This is a genomic window from uncultured Piscinibacter sp. (genome assembly GCF_937952055.1).
Taxonomy (GTDB): Bacteria; Pseudomonadota; Gammaproteobacteria; order Burkholderiales; family Burkholderiaceae_C; genus Piscinibacter.
Genome location: NZ_CALFYO010000019.1, coordinates 486,930 through 511,687, shown reverse-complemented (window position 1 = coordinate 511,687; position 24,758 = coordinate 486,930). Strand labels below are relative to the sequence as shown.

29 protein-coding genes and 1 pseudogene are annotated in these 24,758 nt (G+C 68.9%); 8 read left to right on the top strand and 22 right to left on the bottom strand.

Annotated elements, in window-relative coordinates; translation table 11 throughout:
* Positions 1-82 precede the first annotated feature (82 nt).
* The 18 genes from hscA to Q0599_RS09825 form a co-directional block, all read right to left on the bottom strand.
* Complete coding sequence (gene hscA, locus Q0599_RS09910; RefSeq protein ID WP_298828992.1) at positions 83-1,990, bottom strand: Fe-S protein assembly chaperone HscA; 1,908 nt, start codon at positions 1,988-1,990, stop codon at positions 83-85.
* Between the two features lie 15 nt (positions 1,991-2,005).
* On the bottom strand, positions 2,006-2,329 hold the full coding sequence (locus Q0599_RS09905) for an iron-sulfur cluster assembly accessory protein (RefSeq protein WP_298828989.1): 324 nt from the start codon (positions 2,327-2,329) through the stop codon (positions 2,006-2,008).
* An 11-nt stretch (positions 2,330-2,340) separates the two neighbouring features.
* Positions 2,341-2,769 (bottom strand): iron-sulfur cluster insertion protein ErpA, encoded by a 429-nt coding sequence (erpA, locus tag Q0599_RS09900; RefSeq protein WP_298828986.1) that lies wholly within the window; start codon positions 2,767-2,769, stop codon positions 2,341-2,343.
* A gap of 24 nt (positions 2,770-2,793) precedes the next feature.
* Positions 2,794-3,222, bottom strand: coding sequence for a Fe-S cluster assembly scaffold IscU (gene iscU, locus Q0599_RS09895; RefSeq protein WP_298828983.1), 429 nt, complete (start codon positions 3,220-3,222; stop codon positions 2,794-2,796).
* 19 nt (positions 3,223-3,241) lie between these two features.
* Positions 3,242-4,462 carry an IscS subfamily cysteine desulfurase gene (locus Q0599_RS09890; protein ID WP_298828981.1) on the bottom strand — a complete coding sequence of 407 codons (1,221 nt, stop codon included), beginning with the start codon at positions 4,460-4,462 and terminating at the stop codon, positions 3,242-3,244.
* Between the two features lie 191 nt (positions 4,463-4,653).
* Positions 4,654-5,442, bottom strand: coding sequence for a TOBE domain-containing protein (locus Q0599_RS09885; protein WP_298828978.1), 789 nt, complete (start codon positions 5,440-5,442; stop codon positions 4,654-4,656).
* Positions 5,439-6,515 carry a molybdenum ABC transporter ATP-binding protein gene (gene modC, locus Q0599_RS09880; RefSeq protein WP_298828976.1) on the bottom strand — a complete coding sequence of 359 codons (1,077 nt, stop codon included), beginning with the start codon at positions 6,513-6,515 and terminating at the stop codon, positions 5,439-5,441. Before modC ends, Q0599_RS09885 begins: the two co-directional genes overlap by 4 nt.
* A complete protein-coding gene (modB, locus tag Q0599_RS09875; RefSeq protein WP_298828974.1) occupies positions 6,512-7,192 on the bottom strand; it encodes a molybdate ABC transporter permease subunit in 681 nt (226 codons plus the stop codon). The genes modC and modB overlap by 4 nt, the downstream gene beginning before the upstream one ends.
* 3 nt (positions 7,193-7,195) lie before the next feature.
* Complete coding sequence (gene modA / locus Q0599_RS09870; protein ID WP_298828972.1) at positions 7,196-8,017, bottom strand: molybdate ABC transporter substrate-binding protein; 822 nt, start codon at positions 8,015-8,017, stop codon at positions 7,196-7,198.
* A gap of 108 nt (positions 8,018-8,125) precedes the next feature.
* The gene (locus Q0599_RS09865; protein ID WP_298828970.1) at positions 8,126-8,485 is read right to left on the bottom strand and encodes a nitrogen fixation protein NifQ; all 360 of its coding nucleotides are present in this window, start codon (positions 8,483-8,485) and stop codon (positions 8,126-8,128) included.
* A gap of 6 nt (positions 8,486-8,491) precedes the next feature.
* Positions 8,492-8,797 (bottom strand): ferredoxin III, nif-specific, encoded by a 306-nt coding sequence (fdxB, locus tag Q0599_RS09860; RefSeq protein WP_298828968.1) that lies wholly within the window; start codon positions 8,795-8,797, stop codon positions 8,492-8,494.
* On the bottom strand, positions 8,794-8,991 hold the full coding sequence (locus Q0599_RS09855) for a CCE_0567 family metalloprotein (RefSeq protein WP_298828966.1): 198 nt from the start codon (positions 8,989-8,991) through the stop codon (positions 8,794-8,796). The genes fdxB and Q0599_RS09855 overlap by 4 nt, the downstream gene beginning before the upstream one ends.
* The gene (locus Q0599_RS09850) at positions 8,984-9,460 is read right to left on the bottom strand and encodes a NifX-associated nitrogen fixation protein (protein ID WP_298828964.1); all 477 of its coding nucleotides are present in this window, start codon (positions 9,458-9,460) and stop codon (positions 8,984-8,986) included. The genes Q0599_RS09855 and Q0599_RS09850 overlap by 8 nt, the downstream gene beginning before the upstream one ends.
* Positions 9,457-9,870, bottom strand: a complete 414-nt coding sequence (nifX, locus tag Q0599_RS09845) for a nitrogen fixation protein NifX (protein WP_298828962.1) — start codon at positions 9,868-9,870, stop codon at positions 9,457-9,459. Before nifX ends, Q0599_RS09850 begins: the two co-directional genes overlap by 4 nt.
* 22 nt (positions 9,871-9,892) lie before the next feature.
* Complete coding sequence (nifN, locus tag Q0599_RS09840; RefSeq protein WP_298828959.1) at positions 9,893-11,311, bottom strand: nitrogenase iron-molybdenum cofactor biosynthesis protein NifN; 1,419 nt, start codon at positions 11,309-11,311, stop codon at positions 9,893-9,895.
* A gap of 1 nt (position 11,312) precedes the next feature.
* Complete coding sequence (gene nifE, locus Q0599_RS09835) at positions 11,313-12,725, bottom strand: nitrogenase iron-molybdenum cofactor biosynthesis protein NifE (RefSeq protein ID WP_298828957.1); 1,413 nt, start codon at positions 12,723-12,725, stop codon at positions 11,313-11,315.
* 166 nt (positions 12,726-12,891) lie between these two features.
* Positions 12,892-13,158: a hypothetical protein gene (locus Q0599_RS09830; protein ID WP_298828954.1), complete on the bottom strand. Its 267-nt coding sequence runs from the start codon at positions 13,156-13,158 to the stop codon at positions 12,892-12,894.
* Between the two features lie 6 nt (positions 13,159-13,164).
* Entirely contained in the window at positions 13,165-13,488 is a 324-nt protein-coding gene (locus tag Q0599_RS09825; RefSeq protein ID WP_298828951.1) for a hypothetical protein, read from the bottom strand.
* A gap of 148 nt (positions 13,489-13,636) precedes the next feature.
* Here Q0599_RS09825 and Q0599_RS09820 point away from each other — a divergent pair, with 148 nt between their 5' ends.
* A complete protein-coding gene (locus Q0599_RS09820; RefSeq protein ID WP_298828948.1) occupies positions 13,637-14,563 on the top strand; it encodes an ABC transporter ATP-binding protein in 927 nt (308 codons plus the stop codon).
* 2 nt (positions 14,564-14,565) lie between these two features.
* Entirely contained in the window at positions 14,566-15,327 is a 762-nt protein-coding gene (locus tag Q0599_RS09815) for an ABC transporter permease (RefSeq protein ID WP_298829343.1), read from the top strand.
* Between the two features lie 4 nt (positions 15,328-15,331).
* Here Q0599_RS09815 and Q0599_RS09810 read toward each other — a convergent pair.
* Positions 15,332-15,771 (bottom strand): annotated as a pseudogene (locus tag Q0599_RS09810) (glutathione S-transferase family protein).
* Between the two features lie 165 nt (positions 15,772-15,936).
* On the opposite strand from Q0599_RS09810, the gene Q0599_RS09805 reads away from it, so the two are divergent.
* A complete protein-coding gene (locus Q0599_RS09805) occupies positions 15,937-17,112 on the top strand; it encodes an AI-2E family transporter (protein ID WP_298828945.1) in 1,176 nt (391 codons plus the stop codon).
* A 75-nt stretch (positions 17,113-17,187) separates the two neighbouring features.
* On the opposite strand, the gene nifK is transcribed toward Q0599_RS09805, so the two are convergent.
* The 3 genes from nifK to nifH all read right to left on the bottom strand — a co-directional run bounded on the left by nifK (position 17,188) and on the right by nifH (position 21,201).
* The gene (nifK, locus tag Q0599_RS09800; protein ID WP_298828942.1) at positions 17,188-18,747 is read right to left on the bottom strand and encodes a nitrogenase molybdenum-iron protein subunit beta; all 1,560 of its coding nucleotides are present in this window, start codon (positions 18,745-18,747) and stop codon (positions 17,188-17,190) included.
* Between the two features lie 27 nt (positions 18,748-18,774).
* Positions 18,775-20,238 (bottom strand): nitrogenase molybdenum-iron protein alpha chain, encoded by a 1,464-nt coding sequence (gene nifD / locus Q0599_RS09795; RefSeq protein ID WP_298828939.1) that lies wholly within the window; start codon positions 20,236-20,238, stop codon positions 18,775-18,777.
* 78 nt (positions 20,239-20,316) lie between these two features.
* A complete protein-coding gene (gene nifH, locus Q0599_RS09790; RefSeq protein ID WP_298828936.1) occupies positions 20,317-21,201 on the bottom strand; it encodes a nitrogenase iron protein in 885 nt (294 codons plus the stop codon).
* Positions 21,202-21,487: 286 nt separating this feature from the next.
* Here nifH and Q0599_RS09785 point away from each other — a divergent pair, with 286 nt between their 5' ends.
* Genes Q0599_RS09785 through Q0599_RS09765 form a run of 5 tightly spaced genes read left to right on the top strand, consistent with a single transcriptional unit; the run spans position 21,488 to position 24,694 of the window.
* Entirely contained in the window at positions 21,488-21,982 is a 495-nt protein-coding gene (locus tag Q0599_RS09785; RefSeq protein ID WP_367180922.1) for a group II truncated hemoglobin, read from the top strand.
* Entirely contained in the window at positions 21,982-22,590 is a 609-nt protein-coding gene (locus tag Q0599_RS09780) for a hypothetical protein (protein ID WP_298828933.1), read from the top strand. Before Q0599_RS09785 ends, Q0599_RS09780 begins: the two co-directional genes overlap by 1 nt.
* A 53-nt stretch (positions 22,591-22,643) precedes the next feature.
* A complete protein-coding gene (locus Q0599_RS09775; RefSeq protein ID WP_298828930.1) occupies positions 22,644-23,492 on the top strand; it encodes an NAD(+)--dinitrogen-reductase ADP-D-ribosyltransferase in 849 nt (282 codons plus the stop codon).
* On the top strand, positions 23,485-24,447 hold the full coding sequence (draG, locus tag Q0599_RS09770) for an ADP-ribosyl-[dinitrogen reductase] hydrolase (protein ID WP_298828927.1): 963 nt from the start codon (positions 23,485-23,487) through the stop codon (positions 24,445-24,447). The genes Q0599_RS09775 and draG overlap by 8 nt, the downstream gene beginning before the upstream one ends.
* A gap of 10 nt (positions 24,448-24,457) precedes the next feature.
* Complete coding sequence (locus Q0599_RS09765; RefSeq protein WP_298828924.1) at positions 24,458-24,694, top strand: zinc ribbon domain-containing protein; 237 nt, start codon at positions 24,458-24,460, stop codon at positions 24,692-24,694.
* Positions 24,695-24,758 lie beyond the last annotated feature (64 nt).

Below are 24,758 nucleotides of genomic sequence, written 5' to 3'. Positions count from 1 at the left end.
GGCCCATCCCGCGAGGGGATGCGGGCCGGCTCGGGAGCGACCCGGCGCCCGGCCCGCGCGCAATGGACTGGCACGGTCTGGCTCATGCGGCGAGCTGGTCGATGCGCTGGCCCGACAAGGCCTGGCGCACGCGCGCATCCATGCGTTTGCCAGCGAACGGCGTGGTGGCACGGTTCAGCGCCTCGGTGGCGTCGCGCAGCGCGGCGCGCAGGCTCCTGTGCTCGGCGAGCGAGCTGCCTTCGCCTTCGGCGCATTGCTCGAGCAGGTCGGCCACCGCCTGCATCGCAGTGAGGATCTCGAACTGCTCGCGCGGCTGCAGCAACTGGTTGCCGTCCTCGTGCAGTGCGGCCTCGGTGGCGTCGTGCAGGCGACGCGCGTCGACCTCGGCTTCGCGCAGCATGCGCGCCGCCGCGTCGGCCTCGGCGCTGCCGATCGCCTCCATCAGCATGCCGGCCACGGCATCCTGTGCCAGGCCGTAGCTCGGCTTGACCTCCACCTGCGCGTGCACGCCGCTGTTCTGCTCGACCGCGCTGACCGACAGCAGGCCGTCGGCATCGATCTGGAACGTCACGCGGATGCGCGCCGCACCCGCCACCATCGGCGGGATGCCGCGCAGCGTGAAGCGCGCCAGCGAGCGGCATTCGGCCACCAGCTCGCGTTCGCCCTGCACCACGTGCAGCGCCATGGCCGTCTGGCCGTCCTTGAAGGTGGTGAATTCCTGCGCCCGCGCGGTCGGGATGCTGCTGTTGCGCGGGATGATCTTCTCGACCAGCCCGCCCATGGTCTCCAGCCCCAGCGACAGCGGGCTGACGTCGAGCAGCAGCAGTTCGTCGCCGCTGGCGCGGTTGCCGGCCAGCTGGTCGGCCTGGATGGCCGCACCCAGAGCGACGGCCTGGTCGGGGTCGATGCCGGTGAAGGGCTCGTGGCCGAGCAGGCGTTTCACCGCGGCGCGCACCTGCGGCATGCGCGTCGAGCCGCCGACGAGCACCACGCCGTTCACGTCGGCCGGCTTGAGCCTGGCGTCGCGCAACGCGCGCTTGACCGGGCCGAGCGTGCGCTCGACGAGGTCCTGCGTCAGGTCGTCGAACAGCGTGCGGTCGACGGTTTGCGACTCCAGCGTGCCGTCGGCGCGGCGGCATTGCATGCTCACCTCGAGCCGGTCGGTCAGCGCTTCCTTGGCCGCGCGCGCCGCGGCGTGCAGCGCGCCGATGTCCAGCGCGCCCCAGCCGCCGCCGGTGGCCGCGGCGAACCAGGCGGCCAGGCGGTGGTCGAAGTCGTCGCCGCCGAGCCGCGCATCGCCGCTGGTGGCGACGACCTCGAAGACGCCGCGCATCAGGCGCAGGATGGAGACGTCGAAGGTGCCGCCGCCGAGGTCGTAGACGACGTAGAGGCCTTCCTCGGCATGGTCCAGTCCGTACGCCACCGCCGCGGCGGTCGGCTCGTTGAGCAGTCGCAGCACGGTCAGGCCGGCCTTCGCGGCAGCGTCCTTGGTGGCCTGGCGTTGTGCGTCGTCGAAGTAGGCCGGCACGGTGATCACCGCGCCCGCCAGCATGCCGCCGAGCGCGGCTTCGGCGCGCTCGCGCAGCGCGCGCAGCACCTCCGCACCCACCTCCACCGGGCTCTTCAGGCCGTGCCGCGTGCGCACGCCGACGGCGCTGTCGGACATCGCGACGACGGCGTACGGGAAGCCCTCGGCGTTGACGTCGGCGAGCGAGCGGCCGATCAGCCTTTTCGCGGACGCAATGGTGTTGGCCGGATCCTCGGCGGCGCATTCGCGCGCGTCGTCGCCGACACGCACGACGTCTTCCTCGCCGTAGTGCACCACCGAGGGCAGCAGCATCCGGCCACGCGCGTCGGCCAGCACCGTGGGCACGGCACTGCGCACCGTCGCCACCAGCGAGTTGGTCGTGCCCAGGTCGATGCCGACGGCCAGCCGGTGCTGGTGCGGCGCTGCGGCGCGGCCCGGTTCGGCGATCTGCAGCAGGGCCATTGACTTCTCCGCGGCCTAGACGGCGAAGCTCTCGCCGCAGCCGCAGGTGGCGCTGGCGTTCGGGTTGTTGAACTTGAAGCCTTCGTTGAGGCCTTCGCGCACCCAGTCGAGCTGCGTGCCGTCGATCATCGCCAGGCTCTTGGCGTCGACGAGCAGTTGCACGCCCTCGCTCTCGAACGTCAGGTCCTCGCTGCCGATCGCGTCGGCGAACTCCAGCGCATAGGCGTAGCCCGAGCAGCCGCTGGTCTTGATCGCCACGCGCAGGCCGACGCCGCCGCCGCGCTTGTCGATGGCCTTGCGGATCTGCGTGGCGGCCTTGGGGGTCACGGAGAGCGACATGGCGGGCTCCTTCAGACCGAGAACGAGCTGCCGCAGCCGCAGGTGCTGGCCGCGTTCGGGTTGCGAATCACGAAGCGCGCGCCTTCCAGGTTGTCCTCGTAGTCGATCTCCGCACCCATCAGGTACTGCAGGCTCATCGCGTCGACGACCACGGTGATCGGGCCGCGCTCGACGCGGACGTCGTCGTCCTTCTTCTCGTCGTCGAAGGCGAAGCCGTACTGGAAGCCGGAGCAGCCGCCGCCGGTGACGAAGATGCGCAGTTGCAGCGCCGGGTCGCCCTCTTCGGCGAGCATCTCGGCGACCTTGCCGACCACGCTGTCGCTGATGTTCAGCGGCGACGCGCCTTCGGGCAGCACCGGCGGCACGAAGCTGCCGGCGGCCAGCGGGTTGGAGGTGGCGCAGGACGAGCCGGCACCGGGCTGGGATTGGCAGGCGGACATTCGGTTCTCCTTGACGTGGAAGACTCAGGCCGCCTTCGCGACAGGCGCACAGGCGGGTTGTTCGAGCGCCGCGTCGTGGCGCGCGCGGTAGTCGGACACCGCGGCCTTGATCGCGTCCTCGGCGAGAATCGAGCAGTGGATCTTCACCGGCGGCAGCGCCAGTTCCTCGGCAATGGCGGTGTTCTTGATCGCCAGCGCCTGGTCCAGCGTCTTGCCCTTGACCCACTCGGTGACCAGCGAGCTCGAGGCGATCGCCGAGCCGCAGCCGTAAGTCTTGAACTTGGCGTCCTCGATCACGCCGGTGGCCGGGTTGACCTTGATCTGCAGCTTCATCACGTCGCCGCAGGCCGGCGCGCCGACCATGCCGGTACCGACCTCGCCGTCGCTGCCGTCGAAGCCGCCGACGTTGCGCGGGTTCTCGTAGTGGTCGATGACCCTGTCGCTGTATGCCATGGTGTCGTTCCCTTGCTGGTCAGTGTTCGGCCCACTGGATGGACGCCAGATCGATGCCGGCCTGGTGCATGTCCCACAGCGGGCTGAGCGATCGCAGCCGCTCGACCGTGCCCTGGACCTGTGCGACGGCGCGGTCGATCTCGGTCTCGGTGGTGAAGCGGCCCACCGAGAAGCGGATCGAGCTGTGTGCGATCTCGTCGGACAGGCCGAGCGCGCGCAGCACGTAGCTCGGCTCCAGGCTGGCCGAGGTGCAGGCCGAGCCCGACGACACCGCGATGCCCTTCATGCCCATCAGCAGCGACTCGCCCTCGACGAACCGGAAGCTGATGTTCAGGTTGTGCGGCACGCGCCGCTCCAGGTCACCGTTGATGCGCACCTCGGGAATGCACTGCAGCCCGGCGAGCAGCCGGTCGCGCAAGGACCGGATGCGCTCGTTCTCGCTGCCCATCGCCTCGCGCGCCAGCCGGTAGGCCTCGCCCATGCCGACGATCTGGTGGGTGGGCAGCGTGCCCGAGCGCATGCCGCGCTCGTGGCCACCGCCGTGGATCTGCGCCTCGATGCGCACCCGCGGCTTGCGGCGCACATACAGCGCGCCGATGCCCTTGGGGCCGTAGGTCTTGTGCGCCGACAGGCTCATCAGGTCGACCGGCAAGGCGCTCAGGTCGATCGCCAGCTTGCCGCTGGCCTGCGCCGCATCGACGTGCAGCAGGATGCCGCGCGCGCGGCACAGCGCGCCGATGGCCGGGATGTCCTGGATCACGCCGATCTCGTTGTTCACGTACATGACCGACACCAGGATGGTGTCGGGCCGCAGCGCCGCCTTCAACACCTCGAGGTCCACGAGACCGTTGCCCATCACGTCGAGGTAGCTGACCTCGAAGCCTTCGCGTTCGAGTTCACGCATCGTGTCGAGCACCGCCTTGTGCTCGGTCTTCAGCGTGATCAGGTGCCTGCCCCTGCCCCGGTGGAACTGCGCCGCGCCCTTGATGGCGAGGTTGTTCGACTCGGTGGCGCCGGAGGTCCAGACGATTTCGCGCGGGTCGGCGCCGATCAGCGCGGCGACCTGCTCGCGGGCGATCTCCACCGCCTCCTCCGCGGCCCAGCCGTAGGCGTGGCTGCGCGAGGCCGGGTTGCCGAACTGCTCGTAGAGGAAGGGCAGCATCTGCTGCACGACGCGCGGATCCACCGGCGTGGTGGCGGCGTAGTCCAGGTAGATCGGCTTGGCGGTCGGCAGGTCCATGGGGCTCGCTCCGGCGGGTGCGTCTGGAGCACTCTTTCGCATGGAGCGTGCCAACCGCGGCCTGGTCGAAAAAGGCCGGCGGATCAGTCACTTGGCGCGTCGTCGCGGTCGCGTGCCGCGGCCTCGGCGAGCGTCGGAAGGCGACGCTTGTCGACTTTGTCGGGAGTGCGACGCGCCTGCTGCGCCGGCGATCAGGGCTGTGCCGCCACCATCACCGCGTACGCCTTGAACACCGCGGTCGCCGCCGCGCCGACCTTCAGGTCCAGCGCCTCCACGCCCTCGTTGGTGACGCTGGCGGTCAGCGTGGCGCCGCCGGGCAGGGTGAGGATGACCAGCGACGACACCGCACCCCGCTCGATGCGCGAGACGGTGCCGGCGAGCTGGTTGCGTGCCGACAGCTGCCAGCCGGCGAAGTCGGTCACCAGCACCACCGCCGAGGCCTTGATCAGCGCCAGCGCTTCCTTGCCCTTCTTCAGCTTCAGGCGCTGCGCGGCGGCCGCGGTCATCGTCGCGGTGATCTCGTCGCCGCTCTTCAGCGCGATCACCACGGTGGCCGAGACCGGCCCGAGCTCGATCGCCTTGACGGTGCCGGCGAACTGGTTGCGTGCGGTGGTCTTCATGGCCATTCTCCGAAGCAGCCCGCTGAGGGCCGGCAGTTGGGCGAGGCGCGCCTCCTGGGCGCGCAGGAACTCGCGGTGTTCGTCCTGCAGCGTGCGCCAGGCGCCGAGCAGGCCTCGCGCGGCGACGGTGAGCTGCGTGCCGCCGCCACCGGCGCCGCCGGTGACGGTCTCGAGCAGCGGCTCGTTGGCGAGGTTGCAGGCGGTCTCCAGCAGCAGCCACGCGCCCTTGTAGCTGAGGCCCGCGGTGCGCGCGGCCTTGTTGATCGAGCCGGTGGCGTCCAGCGCCTCGAGCAGCGCGAAGAAGCGCGCGTCGAGCCGGCCGGCCAGGCGCAGTTCGCCACTGAGCAGGTCGCCGCTCATTCCATCAGCGCCACGGTCTTCACCTGCGCCCACACCGGCATGCCGACGGCGAGTTCGAGCGCATGGGCGGAGCGCCGCGTCAGCCGTGCCACGACCGGCGCGGCGCCGACGCGCACGCGCACCAGCGCCAGCGCCGGGTGCGCGTCGTCGGCGATCGCCTCGATGGTGCCGCGCAGCTGGTTGCCGATGCTGGTGCCGGTCTGCGGCGTGCGCGTCAAGCTGACGTCGCGCGCCAGCACGCGCAGGCGCACGCGCCGGCCGACCGGCAGACCCTGGTCGCGCGTCCACAGCCGGCAGGCCTCGCCATCGACGTCGAGCCGCACCAGCTGCCAGCGTGCATCGCGCTCGCCGATCGTCGCATCGAGCACCACGCCGGCGTCGTCGCCGAAGGCCACCGGCAGGTCCAGCCGCGCCAGCATGTCGGGCAGCGGGCCGTCCGCGAGCACGCGGCCGGCCTCCAAGATCACCAGGTGGTCGGCCAGACGCGCCACCTCGTCGATCGAGTGGCTGACGTAGACCACCGGGATGCCCAGTTCCTCGTGCAGCCGGTCGAGGTAGGGCAGCACTTCGGCCTTGCGCTGCGCGTCCAGCGCGGCCAGCGGCTCGTCCATCAGCAGCAGGCGGGGGCTGGTGGCCAGCGCACGGGCGATCGCCACGCGCTGGCGCTCGCCGCCGGACAGCGTGTCGGGCCGGCGATCCAGCAGGTGGGCAATACCGAGCAGGTCCACCACCTGGTCGAGCGCAATGCGGCGCTCGACGGCCGGGATTCGATTCAGCCCATAGGCGAGGTTGCGCCGCACGTCCAGGTGCGGGAACAGCGCGGATTCCTGGATCACGTAGCCGAGCGGGCGCCGATGCGTGGGCACGAAGCACGGCTGCGCGTCGTCCTGCCAGACCGTGCCGCCGAGCGCGACACGGCCCTGCGCGCGCTCCAGCCCGGCCAGTGCGCGCAGCACCGTGGTCTTGCCGCAGCCGGACGGACCGAACAGCGCGCTGACGCCGTGCGCAGGAAGGTTCAGCGCCACGTCGAGCGTGAAGCCGCGGCGCGGCAGGCGCAGGCGGGCCTCGATCATGCGCGGCTCTCCCCGGCCCGGGGCCGGTTCACCACGTACAGCGTGACCAGCACCACCAGCGCGAATGCCACCATGCCGGCGGCGAGGCGGTGCGCATCGGCGAACTCGGTGGCCTCGACGTGGTCGTAGATCGCCACCGAGAGCACGCGGGTCTTGTCGGGGATGTTGCCGCCGATCATCAGCACCACGCCGAACTCGCCGACGGTGTGCGCGAAGCCGAGCACGCTGGCCGTCACGAAGCCGGGCCGGGCCAGCGGCACCGCGACACTGAAGAAGCGATCCCACGGGCTCGCGCGCAGCGTGGCCGCCGCCTCCAGCGTGCGCGGCGGAATCGCCTCGAAGGCCTGCTGCAGCGGCTGCACGACGAAGGGCAGCGAGTAGATCACCGAGGCCACCACCAGCCCGGCGAAGGTGAACGGCAGGCGGCCGAGGCCGAGCCACTGCGTGAACTGCCCCACCGGACCCTGCGGCCCCATCAGCAGCAGCAGGTAGAAGCCGATCACGGTCGGCGGCAGCACCAGCGGCATGGCCACCAGCGCGGCCCACACCGGCTTCAGACGCGAGCGCGTGCCGGCCAGCCACCACGCCAGCGGCGTGCCGACGATCAGCAGCAGCAGCGTGCTGACCGCGGCCAGTTGCGCGGTGAGCCGGATGGCGCTCCAGTCGGCAGGCGTCATCGCTCAGGCGCCGTAGCCCGCGTCGCGGATGAGCTGCCTGGCGGCGTCGCTCTTCAGGTAGGCGAGCAGCGCCGCGGCGGCCGGGTTCTTCGCTCCCGCCTTGAGCAGGACGGCATCTTGGCGGATCTCGCCGTACAGAGAGGGCGGCACCAGCCAGTACGAGCCGGTCACCGGCCTGCCCGGCAGAGACGATTGCCCCCCAGCCGCCTTCGGCGGCGCCCCCCCAAGGAGGCGCTCATCGGCTCGGGGCGGCCCAGCGCCGATGAGCTGCGACAGGGCGACGAAGCCGACCTCCGCATTGCCGGTGAAGGCGAACTGGTAGGCCTGCGCGATGCTCTCCGCCGTCACCAACTTGGGCGTCACGGTGTCGGCCAGGCCGCGCGCCCGGATCACCTCCATGGCCGCGGCGCCGTAGGGCGCCACCTTGGGGTTGGCGATCGCGACATGCTTCACCCGCCCGGACGCCAGCACGGCGCCCTCCGCGTCGACGAGGCCGGGTTGCGCGCTCCACAGCACCAGCCGGCCGATCGCGTAGGTGAAGGTGCTGCCGCTCACGGCATGGCCTTCGGCGATCAGCTTCTTCGGCGTCTCGTCGTCGGCGGAGAGCAGCACCTCGAACGGCGCGCCCGAGATGATCTGCGTGTAGAACTTGCCGGTTGCGCCACTCGACACCTTCAGCGTGTGCCCGGTGGCCGCCGTGAACGCCTCACCGATCCTGCCGATCGGGCCGGCGAAGTTGGCGGCGACCGCCACCTGGACTTCTCCCGCCTGCGCGACGGTGGCGACCAGCAGCGACAGCAGGAATGCAGACAGACGGCATGCCATCAGGACTTCTCCATCGTTGTGTAGTCTAATACACAACGCTTGGAGCAAGATCCTGGCCAGTCGGCGCCGGACCGGCCGCGAGGCCCTTCCGGTCCCCGGCGCGCGGGCTCAGTCCTCCGGCCCGAAGCACACCGGCCGGTCGACGCAGACCGCACAGCTCGGCGCCTTGCAGATGAACAGTTCCTCGCGCTCGCACAGCTGCTTGTAGAGGAACTTCTTCCACTTCATGTCGGCGTGGTTCCTCGCCACCAGCGACGGGAACCAGCGGCGCATCAGTGCCGTGAGTTCGGCGCGCGAAGCCAGCTGCATGTCCTGCCAGAGGTGGTTGTCGCCGAGGCAGCCGACGGCCACGCGCTCGGCCACCGCGGCGACCTGTTCGCGCGTGCCGGCCGCGGGGTCGGCATGATCGAGCAGCAGCGCGACGAGGTCGACCACCTCGTCCGCGCGCTGCATCGCCACCGTGTTCACATCAGCTCAGGCGTTGGCCGCCGCGTGCGTGTAGCACTTCTTCGGGCAGATCTTCGAGCAGGCGGTGCAGCCGATGCACAGCTCGCCGTGCGCGATCGTCATCACCTTCTTCTCGTACTCTTCCTCCTCGTCGCCGTCCGGGTCGACGGCGATGCGCTCGCCCTCGTCGTTCAGGCCGACGAGTTCGAGCACGCCGCGCGGGCAGACCCGGAAGCACCGTCCGCAGCCGATGCACTTCTCCTCGTTGATCGACTGCACGAAGGTCGGCGTCCAGGTGGAACCGGAAGGCAGCGTGACGGTGAAGCTGCTCATGACGCCGACTCCGCCAGCTTCCTGCGCGCCGCCATCAGCGACCCATGCGCCTCGTGCGCGATCCTCGCCACCTCGGGGATGCGCTCCCAGTTCGTCGGCAGCTCCTCGCTGAGATCGTGCAGGTCCATCTTCGCCTGCGTGGCGCGGGCATTGAGCTTCTTGATCTCGGCCTTGAGGGTCTCGGCGTCATCCATAGGTCGCAACCTCCTTGTACTTCTCGATCATCTGCACGCCTTCGTTCACCAGCTTGTTGCCGGCCTCGGCCAGCTTGGCCAGGCTGGGAAAGCCGAAGCGGTGCACGTCGCGCAGGTAGCGGTTGACCACGATCAGCCGGCCGGTGGTCAGCACCGTGCGGCCGAAGCCCTCGTGGCTCATCTTCGTCATCGGCGCCACCATGCAGCCGGTGGCGCGCTCGATGGCCAGGCCGATGGCGTTGTGGAACAGGTCCAGGCGCCACAGCGTGTCCGGGTCCGGGTCGCCCATGATCGGCATCGCGCGGCGCTGTTCAGCGCTGAGGATGAAGGGCTCGAGCAGTGTGGCGTCGCTCTTGCCCTCCCAGGTGCCATGGGTGTCCTGCGCGCGCAGCTGCTTGACCAGTTCGCGGATGAACGGGTCCTGAAGCAGGGCCTCGTCGTTCGGCGCCTCGCTCACGACCGCGCTCACGACTGCACCTCGTCGTCGCTCTCGAAGTCCGCCGTGCGCGGCTGATCCTTCAGCAGCGCCTTGCGCAGCCAGGGCGGCGGCGTGCCCTTGAGCACCTCCTGCAGCCTGTCGAGGATGTCGAGGATGGGTTCGGGCGAGCTGACCTTGATGGGGTGGATCCTGCTGGCGACCACGCGCGCCGCTGCCGAACCGCCGATGGCGGCGACGTAGACGATCGCGCAGTCCTTGATGGCCTCGAGCTTGGGCGCGAGCTTGTCTTCGTTGCCGTCCTCGGCGAGGTCTTCGCCGAAGCCGTGGTCGTGCACGAAGTCGTAACCATCGGGCGTGATCTCGTACACCGCGAGGTGCTTGGCCCAGCCGAAGTGCGCGTCGACGCGCTGCTGGTCCTGGGTCGCAAAGGCGATCTTCATGGCTGCTCCTGAAACGTGAGGGTCATGCGCTGGCCGGCGCGAGCTGGTCGCCCGGCTTCGGCAGGCGCTCGATGCGCGCCGGCAGGTGCGCGACGGCGGCCAGCCGTGACGCGGCCGGCAGAGGCCAGTCGTCCGGGGCGTGGTGGTCGATCTGCTCCATCATCATGTTGCCCACCGCGTAGACGAGGTTGCGCGTGCCGCGGTAGCCGACTTGGCAGAGGTGCGCGTTGCCGACGCGGTCGAACATCGGGATGCCGAGGCGGAACAGCGGCTTGGCGAGGCGCTGCGCCGCCTGCCGGCCGTGCGAGTGCGTCATCAGCAGGTCGCAGCCCGCCACGGCGGCGCAACGCTCGAAGTCTTCCAGGTCGCCGATCAGCACCTCGCTGGCGGGCAGCCGTTCGAGCAGCGGCGAGTGCGTGGTGGTGACGCACACCGCCAGCTCCACCCCCATCTCCGCGAGGAACATGCCGGTGGACCACAGCAGGTCGGGCTCGGCGGCGATGGCGAGCTTCACGTTGCCGAGATGGAAGTGGCCATCGAGCATCGCATCGACCAGCTGGCTGCGCTGGCGGCGCAGCTTCGCCGGCACCGGCTGGCCGGAGAGTTCGGCAAGGCAGGCGACGAAGGCATCGCTCGCGGTCAGCCCGGTGAGCCGGTCGAACAGCGTGAACGGCACGCCGCAGCGCTCGGCCAGCGCCATCGCGGCCGGGCGCATCTGCTCGCCGATGGCCAGCGTGTGCGCGGCCGCACCGAGCGAGCGCAGTTCGGCCAGGGGCGTGCCGCCGATCGTCGTGCCCAGCCACTGCTCGGGAATGTGGCCGTCCAGCGAGCCTGACACGTCGGGCACGAACACAGGCTGCAGGCCGAAGAGTTCGATGAGCTCGCGCAGCTCTTCCAGGTCACCGGGCGTGAGGTGGCTGCCGGGCAGCACGTTGACCTGGCGCGCGCGCTTCTCGACCTGCTGCACCGGCAACTTCGACACCAGCATCTGCACCGCGCGCGCCCAGCCGTCCTGGAAGGCGCCGACGTAATCCGGCGTGGACACGTAGACGATCTCGGTGTCGGACAGCTCCGGGTGCCTCTGCCTGGCCAGGTGGATGTAGGCGTCGACGTCGTCGCCCTTGGTCTCGGTCAGGCCCGTCGAGCAGATCGCGATGATCGCCGGCTTGGCGCGGCTGCGGATGTTGAGCAGCGCCTTCTCGAGGTTGTCGTAGCCGCCGAGGATGGTGGTGACCTCGTTCATCGCCGTGGTCTGCAGCGGGATGGCCTCCTTGAAGTGGCGCACCAGCAGCACAACGCCGAACGACGTGCAGCCCTGCGAGCCGTGCATCATCGGCATGCACGACTCCAGCCCCATGAACGCATAGCTCGCGCCCAGCGGCTGGCTCATCTTCAGCGGGTTGACGGCGCAGGCCTTCTTCGATTCGGTGACGAGGGCCATGTCAGGCCTCCACCGCGAGCAGCGCGTCCGTCGACGCCCATGGCGCCGGGGTGCGCACCTGCTGCCACACCGGGTTGAACAGCGCCTTGTCGATCTCGGCCACCATCGTGACCATGCCCTCGTAGCCGGCGAAGGCGTGGTGGCGTTCCTGGTTGATGTCCATCCAGGGCATGCGCGCCTTCAGGGCGACGAACTGGCTGCGCCCGCCGCTGAGCATGATGTCGGCCTTCGCGTCACGCAGCATCGCGTACATCTCGCGCGGCGTCATGTCGTCGATCATGTGCGCGTCGTCGCCCATGATCTCCTTGATCTTCTCCTTGTCTTCCTTGGTGCTCTTCTTCGTGCTGGTGCCCACCACCTGCAGCCCGGCCTCCTGCAGCGCCGAGACGACCGACCAGCTCTTCACCCCGCCGGTGATCAACAGCACCTTCTTGCCCGACAGCCGCTCGCGGTAGGCGCGGATGCGCTCCCAGGCGCGCGCCTCCTCGGCGGCGACCAGCGATTCGGTGCGTGCCAGCAGCTCCGCCGGCGCGCCGCGCTCGACGAGCAGCCGCGCGATCTCGCGCAGCGTGGTGCTCATGTCGCTGATGCCGTAGAACGAGCCTTCGAAGTACGGGGTGCCCCAGCGCTGCTGCATGCGCGTGGCGACATTGATCATCGACTTGCTGCACACCATCATGTTGGCGCGCGCCCGGTGCGCCGAGGCGATCTCGCGGTAGCGGCCATCGCCCGAGATGCACGACTGCACGCGCACGCCCAAGGCGTCGAGCAGCGGCTTGACCTGCCACAGCTCGCCCGACAGGTTGTACTCGCCGATGATGTTGATGTCGTAGGGCGTGGTGAGCTCGGGCTCGACCGTGCCGATCACGTGGTCGAGCAGCGCCTCGGCGCCGAGCTTGTTGCCCAGGTTCTTCGGCCCGGCGAAGCCGGGCGAGTTGACCGGGATCACCGGCGTGCCGAACTTCTCGGCAGCACGCTTGCAGACGGCCTCGACGTCGTCGCCGATCATCGCCGTGACGCAGGTCTGGTAGACGAACACCGCCGGCGGGTTGACCTTCTCGACGATCTCGCGGATCGCCTTGAACAGGCGCTTCTCGCCGCCGTAGACCACGTCGAACTCGTTGATGTCGGTGGTGAAGCCGGTGCGGTATGTCATCGCACCACTGGACGCACTGTGCCGGTTGTCCCAGCTGTTGCCCTCGCAGGCGATCGGCCCGTGCACCAGGTGGGCCACGTCGACGATCGGCTGCAGCGCGATCTTCGCGCCGTCGAAGGCGCAGCCGCCGGCCGCCGCGCCCGGCGTGAGCTGCTTGGTGCAGCCCTTCTTGCGTTCCTTGTCCGACTTCTTCTGGTTGATGTCGCACCCCGGCTCGTCGAAGACCTGGGCGATCTTGGCGTTGAGCGTGGCAGACATGGCAGCCTTTCGATGCGGTGCGGTTGAGGCGCTCTTCGCAGGATCGATGCCAACCCCGGCGTCGCGCTCCCGGGCTTGTGCATCAACGACTTAGCAATGTTGTCGCGGCGCCGGCACGATGGAAGGTTTGCGACAAACGGGACGCGCGGGCTCGCGCGTGCGCCGGCTACAGGTCGTCGGCCAGCACCTCGAGCGCGACCAGTTGCTCGCGCAGCGCCCAGCGTGCACGCCAGCCGTCGCCCTGCCAGGCCGGATCGTCGGCGCGCTCGAAGGCGGCCAGCGCAGCCGATTCGTCGGCGAACATGCGGCAGCGGCCTTGTGCATGCAGCTCGGCGGCCTGGCTGCCGGCGAGCTTGCGCAACAGGTCGTCGGCATCGAAGGCGAACCAGGCGCGCGGCGCAGCCCCTTCGGGCATTTCGAGGACGTGGATCACCGCGCGCTACTCCACGCCGTCGCCGATCGACTTGCGCCACACCACCTGGCGCAGCCGCTCGCGCGCCGCCTGCGGCGTGCCGTCGAAACCGTCGTTCGCGCGGCGCAGCGCCGCCTGCACCACCGAGGCCTCGGCCAGCGTCAGCGGCAGCCGGCCGGCCACATGCGTGGCCAACGGCACCGCCCTCAGGATGGCCTGCCGGTTCGGGTGTTCGTCGAGCACCACCAGCGCATCGGCCTCCGGTCGGCCGTCCAGGCACACATGGCGCCCGATCACCTCGATGCGACGGCCGTCGCGGGTGGTGCGGATCAGTACGGGATGAGCCTGCATCGTCGCCTCGCGAAGGGATTCTGGACCTTGTCGGCTTTGCAACATCGCTCTGTCGGTTCGCCGCCGTGCCTGCGTCACCCATGCAGCTTTGATGCCACGGCGCCCGCGCAGGGCCCGGCGCCGGGAATATCCGGCTATCCTGGCCCGCATGCAGGACATCCTCTCGGCCACGGGCGTCGCCAAGACCTATGCGTCGGGCTTCCAGGCGCTCAAGGGCATCGACCTGGCGATCCGCCGCGGCGAGATCTTCGCGCTGCTCGGGCCCAACGGCGCCGGCAAGACCACGCTGATCAGCATCATCTGCGGCATCGTCACTGCGAGCACGGGCCGCGTGCTCGTCGACGGCCACGACATCGTGCGAGACTTCCGCGCGGCACGCTCGCTGATCGGCCTGGTGCCGCAGGAGCTGAGCACCGACGCCTTCGAGTCGGTGTGGAACACCGTGAGCTTCAGCCGCGGCCTGTTCGGCAAGGCGCCCAACCCGGCGCACATCGAGAAGGTGCTGAAGGCGCTGTCGCTGTGGGACAAGAAGGACAGCCGCATCATGGCGCTGTCGGGCGGCATGAAGCGCCGGCTGATGATCGCCAAGGCGCTGTCGCACGAGCCGCAGCTGCTGTTCCTCGACGAGCCCACCGCCGGCGTCGACGTCAACCTGCGGCGCGACATGTGGCAGCTGGTGCGCGAGCTGCGCGGCAGCGGCGTGACGATCATCCTGACCACGCACTACATCGAAGAGGCCGAGGAGATGGCCGACCGCATCGGCGTCATCGACAAGGGCCGGCTGATCCTCGTCGAGGAGAAGACCGAGCTGATGCGCAAGCTCGGCCGCAAGCAGCTGACGCTGCAGCTCGCCGCCCCGCTGGCGCAGCTGCCGCCGGCGCTGGCCGCGCACGACCTGTCGCTGTCGGCCGACGGCACCGAGCTCACCTACCGCTACGAGACGCACGGCGGGCACGCCGGCATCGACACGCTGCTCCAGGCCCTGGACGACCTGGGCATCGGCTTCAAGGACCTGCACACCACGCAGAGCTCGCTGGAAGACATCTTCGTCGGACTGCTGAAGGACGGCCCATGAGCATGAACTGGCACGCCGTGCGCGCCATCTACCGCTTCGAGATGGCGCGCGCCTGGCGCACGCTGATGCAGAGCATCGTCTCGCCGGTGATCTCCACCTCGCTGTACTTCATCGTGTTCGGCGCGGCGATCGGCACGCGCATCCCCGAGGTGGGCGGCGTGAGCTACGGCGCCTTCATCGTGCCGGGGCTGGTGATGCTGTCGCTGCTGACGCAGAGCATCTCGAACGCGTCGTTCGGCATCTACTTCCCCAAGTTCACCGGCACGATCTACGAGCTGCTGTCGGCGCCGGTCTCGGCCTTCGAGATCGTGCTGAGCTACGTGGGCGCGGCCGCCACCAAATCGGTCATCCTCGGTCTGATCATCCTGGCCACGGCGTGGCTGTTCGTGCCGCTGCGCATCGAGCACCCGTTCTGGATGCTGCTGTTCCTGGTGCTCACGGCGGTCACCTTCAGCCTGTTCGGCTTCATCATCGGCATCTGGGCGGACGGCTTCGAGAAGCTGCAGGTGATCCCGCTGCTGATCGTCACGCCGCTGACCTTCCTGGGCGGCAGCTTCTATTCCATCGACATGCTGCCGCCGTTCTGGCAGACGGTGGCACTGTTCAACCCGGTGGTCTACCTGGTCAGCGGCTTCCGCTGGAGCTTCTACGGGCTGGCCGACGTGCACCTGGGCCTGAGCCTGGGCATGACCTTCGCCTTCCTTGGTGCGTCGCTGGCCATCGTGGTCTGGATGTTCCGCACGGGCTACCGGCTCAAGGCGTAGGGCCTCAGGCGCGGTCGGGGGGGGCGCCGAGCGGGAAGAAGGGCCGGTACGGCCGCTCTTCGTCGACGGCGCGCGCGAACGAGGGACGCTGCAGCGATCGGCGGCGGCAGGCGGTCACGTGCGGATGGGCGTCGCCGATCGGCTGCGTCCAGTGGGCATAGAAGAGGAACGGCGCCGCGCCGCTGTCGGCCGGGATCAGCCGCACCGGGCCCGATATCTGCAGCCCGACGTACTCGACGATGCAGCTGGCCTCGAGGATCGTGCGCTCCCCATGCACCAGCACCGGGAAGCGCTTCATCGGCCACAACTCGGCCAGCCGGCGCGCCGCCGGGCTGTCGGGCCCCTCGAGCCGCTGCAGCTCGAACGGGACGGCGTTCTCGTACAGCGCGACAGTGCCTTCCGGCAGCACGACGAGAACGGGTGGAAAGACAGCTGCAGAGCCATCGATGCAGCCTCCTGCATGCACGGGGTGCGGCCACAACCGGCCGCACCCTGCGTCGACGAACGATGGCCGACGGAATCGACAGCGTCAACGGCACCGCTTGGGTGGGAATCGGACCTGACGGCAGGGCGTAGACTGGGCCGTGGCCGCGGGAGGGCCCCTACTCCATGGAACACGAACCCTCCGTTCCGCTCGAGCCCGGTCACGACGCCACGGCACCCGGGCAGGAAACCGAACGAGCGCAATTGCGCATGCCCATCGACGTGCGCAGCCTATCGCTGGCGGTGCTCGCGCTGCTGGCCAGCGTCTATGCCCTGCACTGGGCCAGCGCCGTGTTCATTCCCCTGCTGCTGGGCGTGATGCTGAGCTACGCGCTGTCGCCGGCGGTCGAGCGGCTGCAGCGCTGGCGCCTGCCGCGCGCGATCGGCGCGGCCGTGCTGCTGCTGGGGATCGTTGCCGGCCTCGGCTCGATCTCGTATTCACTCAGCGACGATGCCGGCGCACTGGCCGATTCGCTGCCCGACGCTGCGCAGAAGCTGCGCGAGGCGGTGCAGAGCCGGCGCGGCGCGCCCGAGAGCTCGATCGACAAGATGCAGCGGGCTGCGGCGAAGCTCGAGCAGGCCGCCGAGGAAGGTGTCGCGAAGGCACCACCGGCCTCCAAGGGCGTGACGCGCGTGCAGATCGAACGCGCGCGCTTCAACATCCGGGACTACCTGTGGAGCGGCACCCTGGGGCTGGTCGGCCTGGTCGGCCAGGCGATGGTGGTGCTGTTCATCAGCTTCTTCCTGCTCACCTCGGGTGACCGCTTCCGCCGCAAGATGGTCAGGCTGGCCGGCCCCACGTTCAGCAAGAAGAAGATCACGATCCAGATGCTCGACGAGATCACCGAGCAGGTTCAGCGCTACCTGATGATCCAGGCCTTCACCAGTGTCCTGGTCGGCGTGGCCACCTGGCTGTCCATGCTGTGGATCGGGCTGGAGCACGCGGCCGTGTGGGGCATCGTGGCGGCCGTGCTCAACCTCGTGCCCTACCTCGGCTCGGTCGCGACTGCCGGCGGCCTGGCGCTGGTGGGTTTCCTGCAGTTCGGCACGATGGAGATGGCGCTGCTGGTGGGCAGCGTCTCGCTGTTCATCAACACGCTCGAAGGCAACCTGCTGACCCCCTGGTTGACGGGGCGTGCCAGCCGCATGAACCCGGTGGTGGTCTTCGTCGGCGTGCTCGCCTGGGGCTGGCTGTGGGGCATCTGGGGCCTGCTGCTGGGTCCGCCCCTGCTGATGGTGGCGAAGTCGGTGTGCGACCGCGTCGACGACCTCAAGCCCATCGGCGAGTTGCTCGGCGAGTGAACCGACGGCCCGCCGACGAACCGGGCCGAGCCGGAACGCCCGAGCGCTCCGGCCCATTTCCTGCGAACTCCCTCCTCAGCGGATGATGTCGTACGAGTAGTCCGTCTTGCCCGGCACGATGGTGTTCGCGTCGAGCGTCTCGAAGAACTCGTCGAGCAGCATCGTCAGCAGCCACAGCGCGCCGTTGTAGCCCCAGGTCGGGAAGCGGTGGTAGTGGTGGCGGTCGAAGATCGGGAACACCAGGCGGATCAGCGGGGTGCCGACGTCGCGCTCCAGGTACTTGCCGTAGGTGTTGCCGATCAGGAAGTCCACCGGCTCGGTGTGCAGCAGCGAGCGCAGGTGCCACAGGTCGCGCTTCGGGTAGGCCTTGCAGCCGGCGCCGTAGGGCGAGGCGTCGAACACCTTCTGCACCTTGGCCGCCCACTCCTCGCCGCCGTTGGTGGCCAGCACGTGGGCCGGCTCGGCGCCCAGCTCGAGCAGGAACTCGGTGTAGCCGAGCATCTGGTCCGGGTCGCCGTACAGCGCGTAGCGCTTGCCGTGCAGGTGGGCCTGGCTGTCGGCCATCGCGTCGACCAGCTGGCCGCGCTCCTTCTCCAGTTCGGCGGGCACCGGCTTGCCGGTCAGGCGCGCCACTTCCATGATGAAGCGGTCGGTGCCGGCCACGCCCACCGGCGCGTTGAGCACGACAACTTCCTGGCCCTTCTCGGCGACGTACTTGGCCGTCTTCTCGCAGCAGAACTCCTGGAAGACGATGGTCGCCTTGGCGTGCAGCGCCGCCTCGACCTCGGCCTTGGTGGTGCCGCCGTCATACATGCGGAATTCGCCGTCGGTGGGCGTGTTCCACACCTCCGACGGATCGCAGATCACGTTCACCGTCGCGCCGAACAGCGAGAAGATGCGCTTGATCTCCTTCATGTTGCCGACGACGAAGCCGTCGAAGCCGCCGATGAAGTTGATGCTGTCGTTGGGCACGCGCACCAGCGGCTCGGCGGTCTTGCTCTTGCCGTCCCAGAAATGCTGCAGCACGCCGAGCAGCGCATTGTCGTAGCCGGTCACGTGGCTGCCGACGAAGGCCGGCGTGTGCGCGAAGGGCACGTCGAACTCGGCCGGTACGCTGCCCTTCTCCTTGGCCGTCTTGATGAAGGCGTTGAGGTCGTCGCCGATGACTTCCGCCATGCAGGTGGTGCTGACGGCGATCATCTCCGGCTTGTACAGGCTGTAGGCGTTGGCCAGGCCGTCGACCATGTTGTTCAGGCCGCCGAACACCGCGGCGTCCTCGGTCATCGAGGAGCTGACGCACGACGTCGGCTCCTTGAAGTGGCGCGAGAAGTGGCTGCGGTAGTAGGCCACGCAGCCCTGCGAGCCGTGCACGAAGGACAGCGTCTTCGCGAATCCGTTGGCGACGTAGACCGCGCCCAGCGGCTGGCAGGCCTTGGCGGGGTTGACCGTCAGCGCCTCGCGGGCGAAGTTCTTCTCCTTGTACTCCTTGCTCTTCGTCCAGTCGCGGATCTCCGCGATCTTCACGTCGGAATGGTTGAACTCGAAGTTCGCCTTCTTGTCGGCGAAGATCTTCTGGTACTCCGGCTCGCGGAACAGCAGTTCGTGGTCGATGACCTTTTCGGCGGATTGCGGCATGGTGTGCTCCTGCTTGAACGTGGGTGACTACGCTGCGACCTTCCAGGGGGCTTTCGCCAGCTTCCAGACCGGCGAGCTGATCGCCATGTCCATGTCGCGCGCGAAGATCGCGAAGCCGTCGTAGCCGTGGTACGGGCCGGAGTAGTCCCAGCTGTGCATCTGCCGGAACGGCACGCCCATCTTCTGGAACACGTACTTTTCCTTGATGCCCGAGCCGATCAGGTCCGGCTGGATCTTCTCGACGAACTTCTCGAACTCGTAGCCGGTCACGTCGTCGTAGATCAGCGTGGCGTCGCCGATGTAGTGCGTGGTGCGCTGGTAGTCGTCGTTGTGGCCGAACTCGTAGCCGGTGCCGACCACCTTCATGCCCAGGTCCTCGTAGGCGCCGATGACGTGGCGCGGGCGCAGGCCGCCGACATACAGCATCACCGTCTTGTCCAGCAGGCGCGGCTTGTACTTGGCGATCACCGCGTCGACCAGCGGCTGGTACTTGGCGATGACCTTCTCGGCATTCGCCTTGATGGTGTCGTCGAAGTGGCTGGCGATCTCGCGCAGGCTGGCGGCGATCTTCGTCGGGCCGAAGAAGTTGTACTCGACCCAGGGGATGCCGTACTTCTCTTCCATGTGCCGGCTGATGTAGTTCATCGAGCGGTAGCAGTGGATCAAGTTCAACTTCGCCTTCGGCGTGTTCTCCAGCTCGGCGATCGTGCCGTCACCCGACCACTGCGCGATCACGCGCAGGCCGATCTCCTCGAGCAGGATGCGGCTCGACCAGGCGTCGCCGCCGATGTTGTAGTCGCCGATGATGGTGACGTCGTAGGGCGTGCTGACGAACTCGGGGCGCTTGTCGGCGTCCATCTTGTCGAACACCCAGTCGCGGATCGCGTCGTTCGCCAGGTGGTGGCCGAGCGATTGGCTGACGCCGCGGAAGCCCTCGCAGCGCACCGGCACGATGGTGTGGCCGCCGAGCTCCTTGGACTTCTTCTTCGACACCGCCTCGATGTCGTCGCCGATCAGGCCGATCGGGCATTCGCTCTGGATCGAGATGCCCTTGTTCAGCGGGAACAGTTCCTGGATCTCGTCGATGATCTTGTCGAGCTTCTTGTCGCCACCGAAGACGATGTCCTTCTCCTGGAAGTCGGAGGTGAACTGCATCGTCACGAAGGTGTCGATGCCGGTCGTGCCGATGTAGTAGTTGCGGCGCGCCGCCCAGCTGTACTGGCCGCAGCCCACCGGGCCGTGCGAGATGTGCACCATGTCCTTGATCGGGCCCCAGACCACGCCCTTCGAGCCGGCGTAGGCGCAGCCGCGGATGGTCATCACGCCGGGCAGCGATTTGATGTTGGACTTGACGCCGCAGTCCGGCTTGCCTTCCTCGTACTGGCCGAGGTGCTTGGCGCGGCGCTTGGCCATCTTGTCGGGGTAGGCCTTCAGGACCTCGTCGATCAAGGCCTTGTTGGCGGCCTTGCGCTCTTCAACCGTCATGGACATGGGGTCACTCCTCAGTGAATGTCTGGCTTGCGATGAGGGTGGTGACTCGTCGCCACCCTCATCGTGTCTCGCGAAGCGTCAGGCGGCGGCCAGTTCGGCGGCGGTCTTCCCGACCTGGCTCTCGTCGATCGACTTCATGATCCCGTGCTCCATCAGCAGGTCTTCCAGCTGGTCCATCGTGATGGGGGTGGGGATGGTGCCGTTGCCGGCGTTGGCGTGGATCTTCTGCGCGAGCTGGCGGTACTCCTCGGCCTGCTTGGACTCCGGCGCGTACTCGAGCACGGTCATGCGGCGCAGCTCGGCGTGCTGCACGATGTTGTCGCGCGGCACGAAGTGGATCAGCTTGCTGCCCAGCATCTTGGCCAGCGATTCGGCCAGTTCGAGCTCCTTGTCGGTCTGGCGCTCGTTGCAGACCAGCCCGCCCAGGCGCACGCCGCCGCTGTTGGCGTACTTCAGGATGCCCTTGGAGATGTTGTTGGCCGCGTACATGGCCATCATCTCGCCGGACATGACGATGTAGATCTCCTGCGCCTTGTTCTCGCGGATCGGCATCGCGAAGCCGCCGCAGACCACGTCGCCGAGCACGTCGTAGGAGACGTAGTCGACACCGTCGTAGGCCCCGTTCTCTTCCAGGAAGTTGATCGAGGTGATGACGCCACGGCCGGCGCAGCCCACGCCCGGTTCCGGGCCGCCGGACTCGACGCAGCGAATGTCGCGGTAGCCGATCTTCATCACGTCCTCGAGCTCGAGGTCCTCCACCGAACCCGCTTCGGCGGCCAGCGAGAGGATGGTGTCCTGCGCCTTGGCGTGCAGGATCAGGCGGGTCGAATCGGCCTTCGGATCGCAGCCGACGATGAGGATCTTCTGGCCCATCTCCGAGAGGGCGGCCAGCGTGTTCTGCGAGGTGGTGGACTTGCCGATGCCACCCTTGCCATAGAAGGCGATCTGACGAAGTGATGCCATTTCAGTGCTCCTGTCGATTCAATTGAGAAGTTGACGATGCGGTTCGGTCGTCGCGATCTCTATGCAGCCTTCGGTGCCTCTATGGGTCTTCTTGGAAGGTCCCTCGGGGCCTGACATGGGGTCCGCGCAGCCTTCACATCGCAATGCGCGTGCCACCCCATCCGTCTCGACCCAAGTGATTGTTTTCACGAGGGAAACCCGCTGATCGCAGGGTCCGGGCGGGGCGCTGTGCGATTGTTCGAAACACGACAAACCCGAGGTCCGCGACGTGCTCGCCGCGCGTCGCGTGGCTGGCGCCACCGGGCGTCAGCGGCGTGCGCTGGCCGGTGGTACGGCGGTTGCTCTGTGCCACGCCATGAGCGCCCTGCCCATCGTCCCTGTGACGTCGAATCCGCACTACCAGCGGCTCGGCGGCGAGACCGCGATCGCGCGCCTGGTCGATGCCTTCTATGCGGCGATGGACCGGCGCGAGGACGCCCGGGCCATCCGCGCGATGCATGCGCCCGAACTGGCCGCCACGAAAGCCGTGCTGCGTATGTACCTCGGCGAATGGCTGGGCGGGCCGAAGCGCTACTCGCCCGAGCGCGGCCCACCGCGGCTGCGTCGCATGCACGCGCCGTTCGCCATCGACACCACCGCGCGCGATGCCTGGCTGGCCTGCATGCGCGATGCCCTGCAAGAGACCTGTGCCGACGAGGCGTTGCGCAGCGAGCTGCTCGCCGCGTTCGGCAAGGTCGCCGATCACCTGGTCAACACCGCATCAACCCACCGGAGCCCCTGATGAGCATCACCGTCGCCGAACCCGGCCTTGCCGACACCGCCTTCGCCCGCCTCGAGTTCGAAGGCCGCCTGCTCAATCCGGTGCTGAAGGCGCCGACGAAGAAGCCGGGTCGCTTCGGCTTCCGCGGCGAGCTGGCGCTGCGCTTCTCGCCCAAGCTGGCCGACGAGGCGCGCCCGCCCGAGCTGACCTGCGACCAGGTCATCGCGGTGGCGCAGGCCGGCGACCCGAAGCTGGCCTTCTTCGCCGGCTACCTGCTCAGCTTCGAGCACCTGAAGGACGTGGCCGAGACGCTCGGCGACACGCTGTCGGCCGGCGGCAAGTACTTCCTCTTCTGCAACAACATCGACCTGAGCAAGAAGTACCAGGTGCCGCTGAAGGGCGCGATGTTCTATGTGCTGCCGATCGACGAGGCCACGGTCTACAACGAACTGCTCGAGTTGCTCTACCTCGAGAAGAACGAACTGAAGAAGCTCGACACCGCCGGCAAGACCGACCGCGTGGCCGACGCCGCGCTGAAGTTCGACATCACCTTCGACACCATCACCTACGAGGAAGGCCTGAAGCTGATGGGGCCGGTGCGCAACCCGAACGAGAACCGCCCCGTATAGATGTGGCCTCCAGGACGACTTCGACGTCGTCCCCCCGAGGGGGAGCGTCCGGCTTGGGGCGGCCCGGCGCCGGACCCTCGCGCCTGGAGGCCGCCGCCGAGGCGGACCCGCGTCGGTGGTACACGACCAATCTGGTCGGCGTGCCGGCGCCGGTGCTGGCGGGCGCGGCCTTCAACGCGCACCCGCAGCCGCTGCACATCGCCGGCGCGCGCGAAACCAGCGCCGGCCTGTTCGCGCTGCTGCAGCGCTGCAACGCGCCCGACGAGGCCCGCGACGTGTTCGCGCACTACCTGAGCCTGGCCTTCGGGCTGGCGCGGCCGGATCCTGGCGAGGGCGGGTCGCGGCGCTGGCGCTCGAGCTACCTGAAGCTGCTGCAAGGCTGGGGACTCGACGCGAACGGCCCCGCAGGCGCGGTGCTCAAGGGCTGGGTGGAGAGCCGCTTCGGCCTCGTGCCGGCCTTCCATGCCGCGCCGCTGGCGCGCTTCCCGTCGGCGGCATGGATCACCTACCTGGAGCAGAAGGCCGCGAGCCGCTATCACAACAACAGCATCTTCCAGCAGCTCGACCTGCTGTTCGAGTTCTGCCAATGGATGCTGGCGCGCTTCGCCTTGCTCGGCGCCGGCACGCATGTCACCCTGTGGCGCGGCAGCACACGCTGCGAGGAGCAGGTGATCGCCGGCTCGCTGCGCGAGCGGCGCTGCACGGTGCGCCTGAACAACCTGGTCTCGTTCAGCACCACGGCCGCGCAGGCGCAGTGCTTCGGCGACTGGGTGCTCGAAGCGCGCGTGCCACGGGTCAAGCTGCTGCTCGTGCCGGGACTGCTGAACACGACTTCGCTGCACGGCGAGTCGGAAGTGCTGTCGATCGGCGGCGACTTCGAGGTCGAGGCGCGCTATGACTAGCGTGGCCGAGTGGCTCGCCCGTGGAGGCTCGGTGGGCACGATCTTCGATCGCGCCCTGGGCGCCTACCTGGGCCTGGCCATCGGCGACGCACTCGGCGCCACGGTCGAGTTCATGACACCCCGCGAGATCGTGCAGCGTTTCGCCGCGCAGGGCGGTGTGCACCGCCACATCATCGGCAGCGGCTGGTTGAAGCTGCCGCCGGGGCAGGTCACCGACGACACGACGATGAGCCTGGCACTGGGCGACGCGCTGCTGCGCGGCGAGCGGCTCGGCCGCCCGTTCGACACGCAGCTCGTCGCCGAGGCCTTCCTCGCCTGGTGGCGCGACAAGCCGGTGGATTGCGGCAACACCTGCCGGCGCGGCATCCAGCGCTACCTGCGCGACGGCAGCCTGATCGGGCCGCCCAACGACGGCGATGCCGGCAACGGCGCGCTGATGCGCAACCTGCCGGCGGTGCTGGCCACGCTGGGCGACGACGCGGCGTTCGAGCGCGTGTCGCTCGCGCAGGCCCGATTCACCCACCACCACCCGCTGTCGGACGCCGCGGTGCTCGGCATCGGCCGCCTGCTGCGCCTGCTGCTGGCCGGCGGCGATGCGCACGCTCTGGCGCGCCAGGCCGTCGCCTTCGTCGCCGCGCAACCTGCGTTCCGCTTCCAGCCCTACCCCGGCCGCGCCAGCGGCTACGTGGTCGACACCGTGCAGACGGTGCTGCACTGCGTCTGCCTGCACGACGACTTCGAAGCGGCGGTGACCACCGCCGTCAACTTCGGCGAGGACGCCGACACCATCGGCGCGCTGGTCGGCATGCTCGCCGGCGCGCGCTGCGGCGCGCATGTGCTGCCGAGGCGCTGGCTGGGCCGGCTGAACCGCGAGGCGGCGCAGCGCATCACCGACCAGGCCAGCGCGCTGATGGCCCTGTCGCTGGCCCGCCAGGCCACCACCACCATCGACTGAGGAGTCCAGCATGCCCATCCACGACTACCGCTGCAGCGCCTGCGGCCAGCAGTTCGAACTGCTGGTGCGCGGCAGCACCGTACCGGCCTGCCCGCATTGCGCGAGCAAGGCGCTCGACAAGCTGGTGTCGCTGACCGCGCCGCAGGGCAGCAGCCGGGCGATCATCGCCAGCGCGCGCCGCGCGGCGGCACGCGAGGGGCACTTCAGCCACTACTCGAAGGCAGAGCGGGCGAAGGTTTCGAAGTAGGCGGCACGCAGCGGGAGCGTGTCTTGTGCGGCTGAGGTCACGGTTGAAGGGCGGCTCGCGGCCA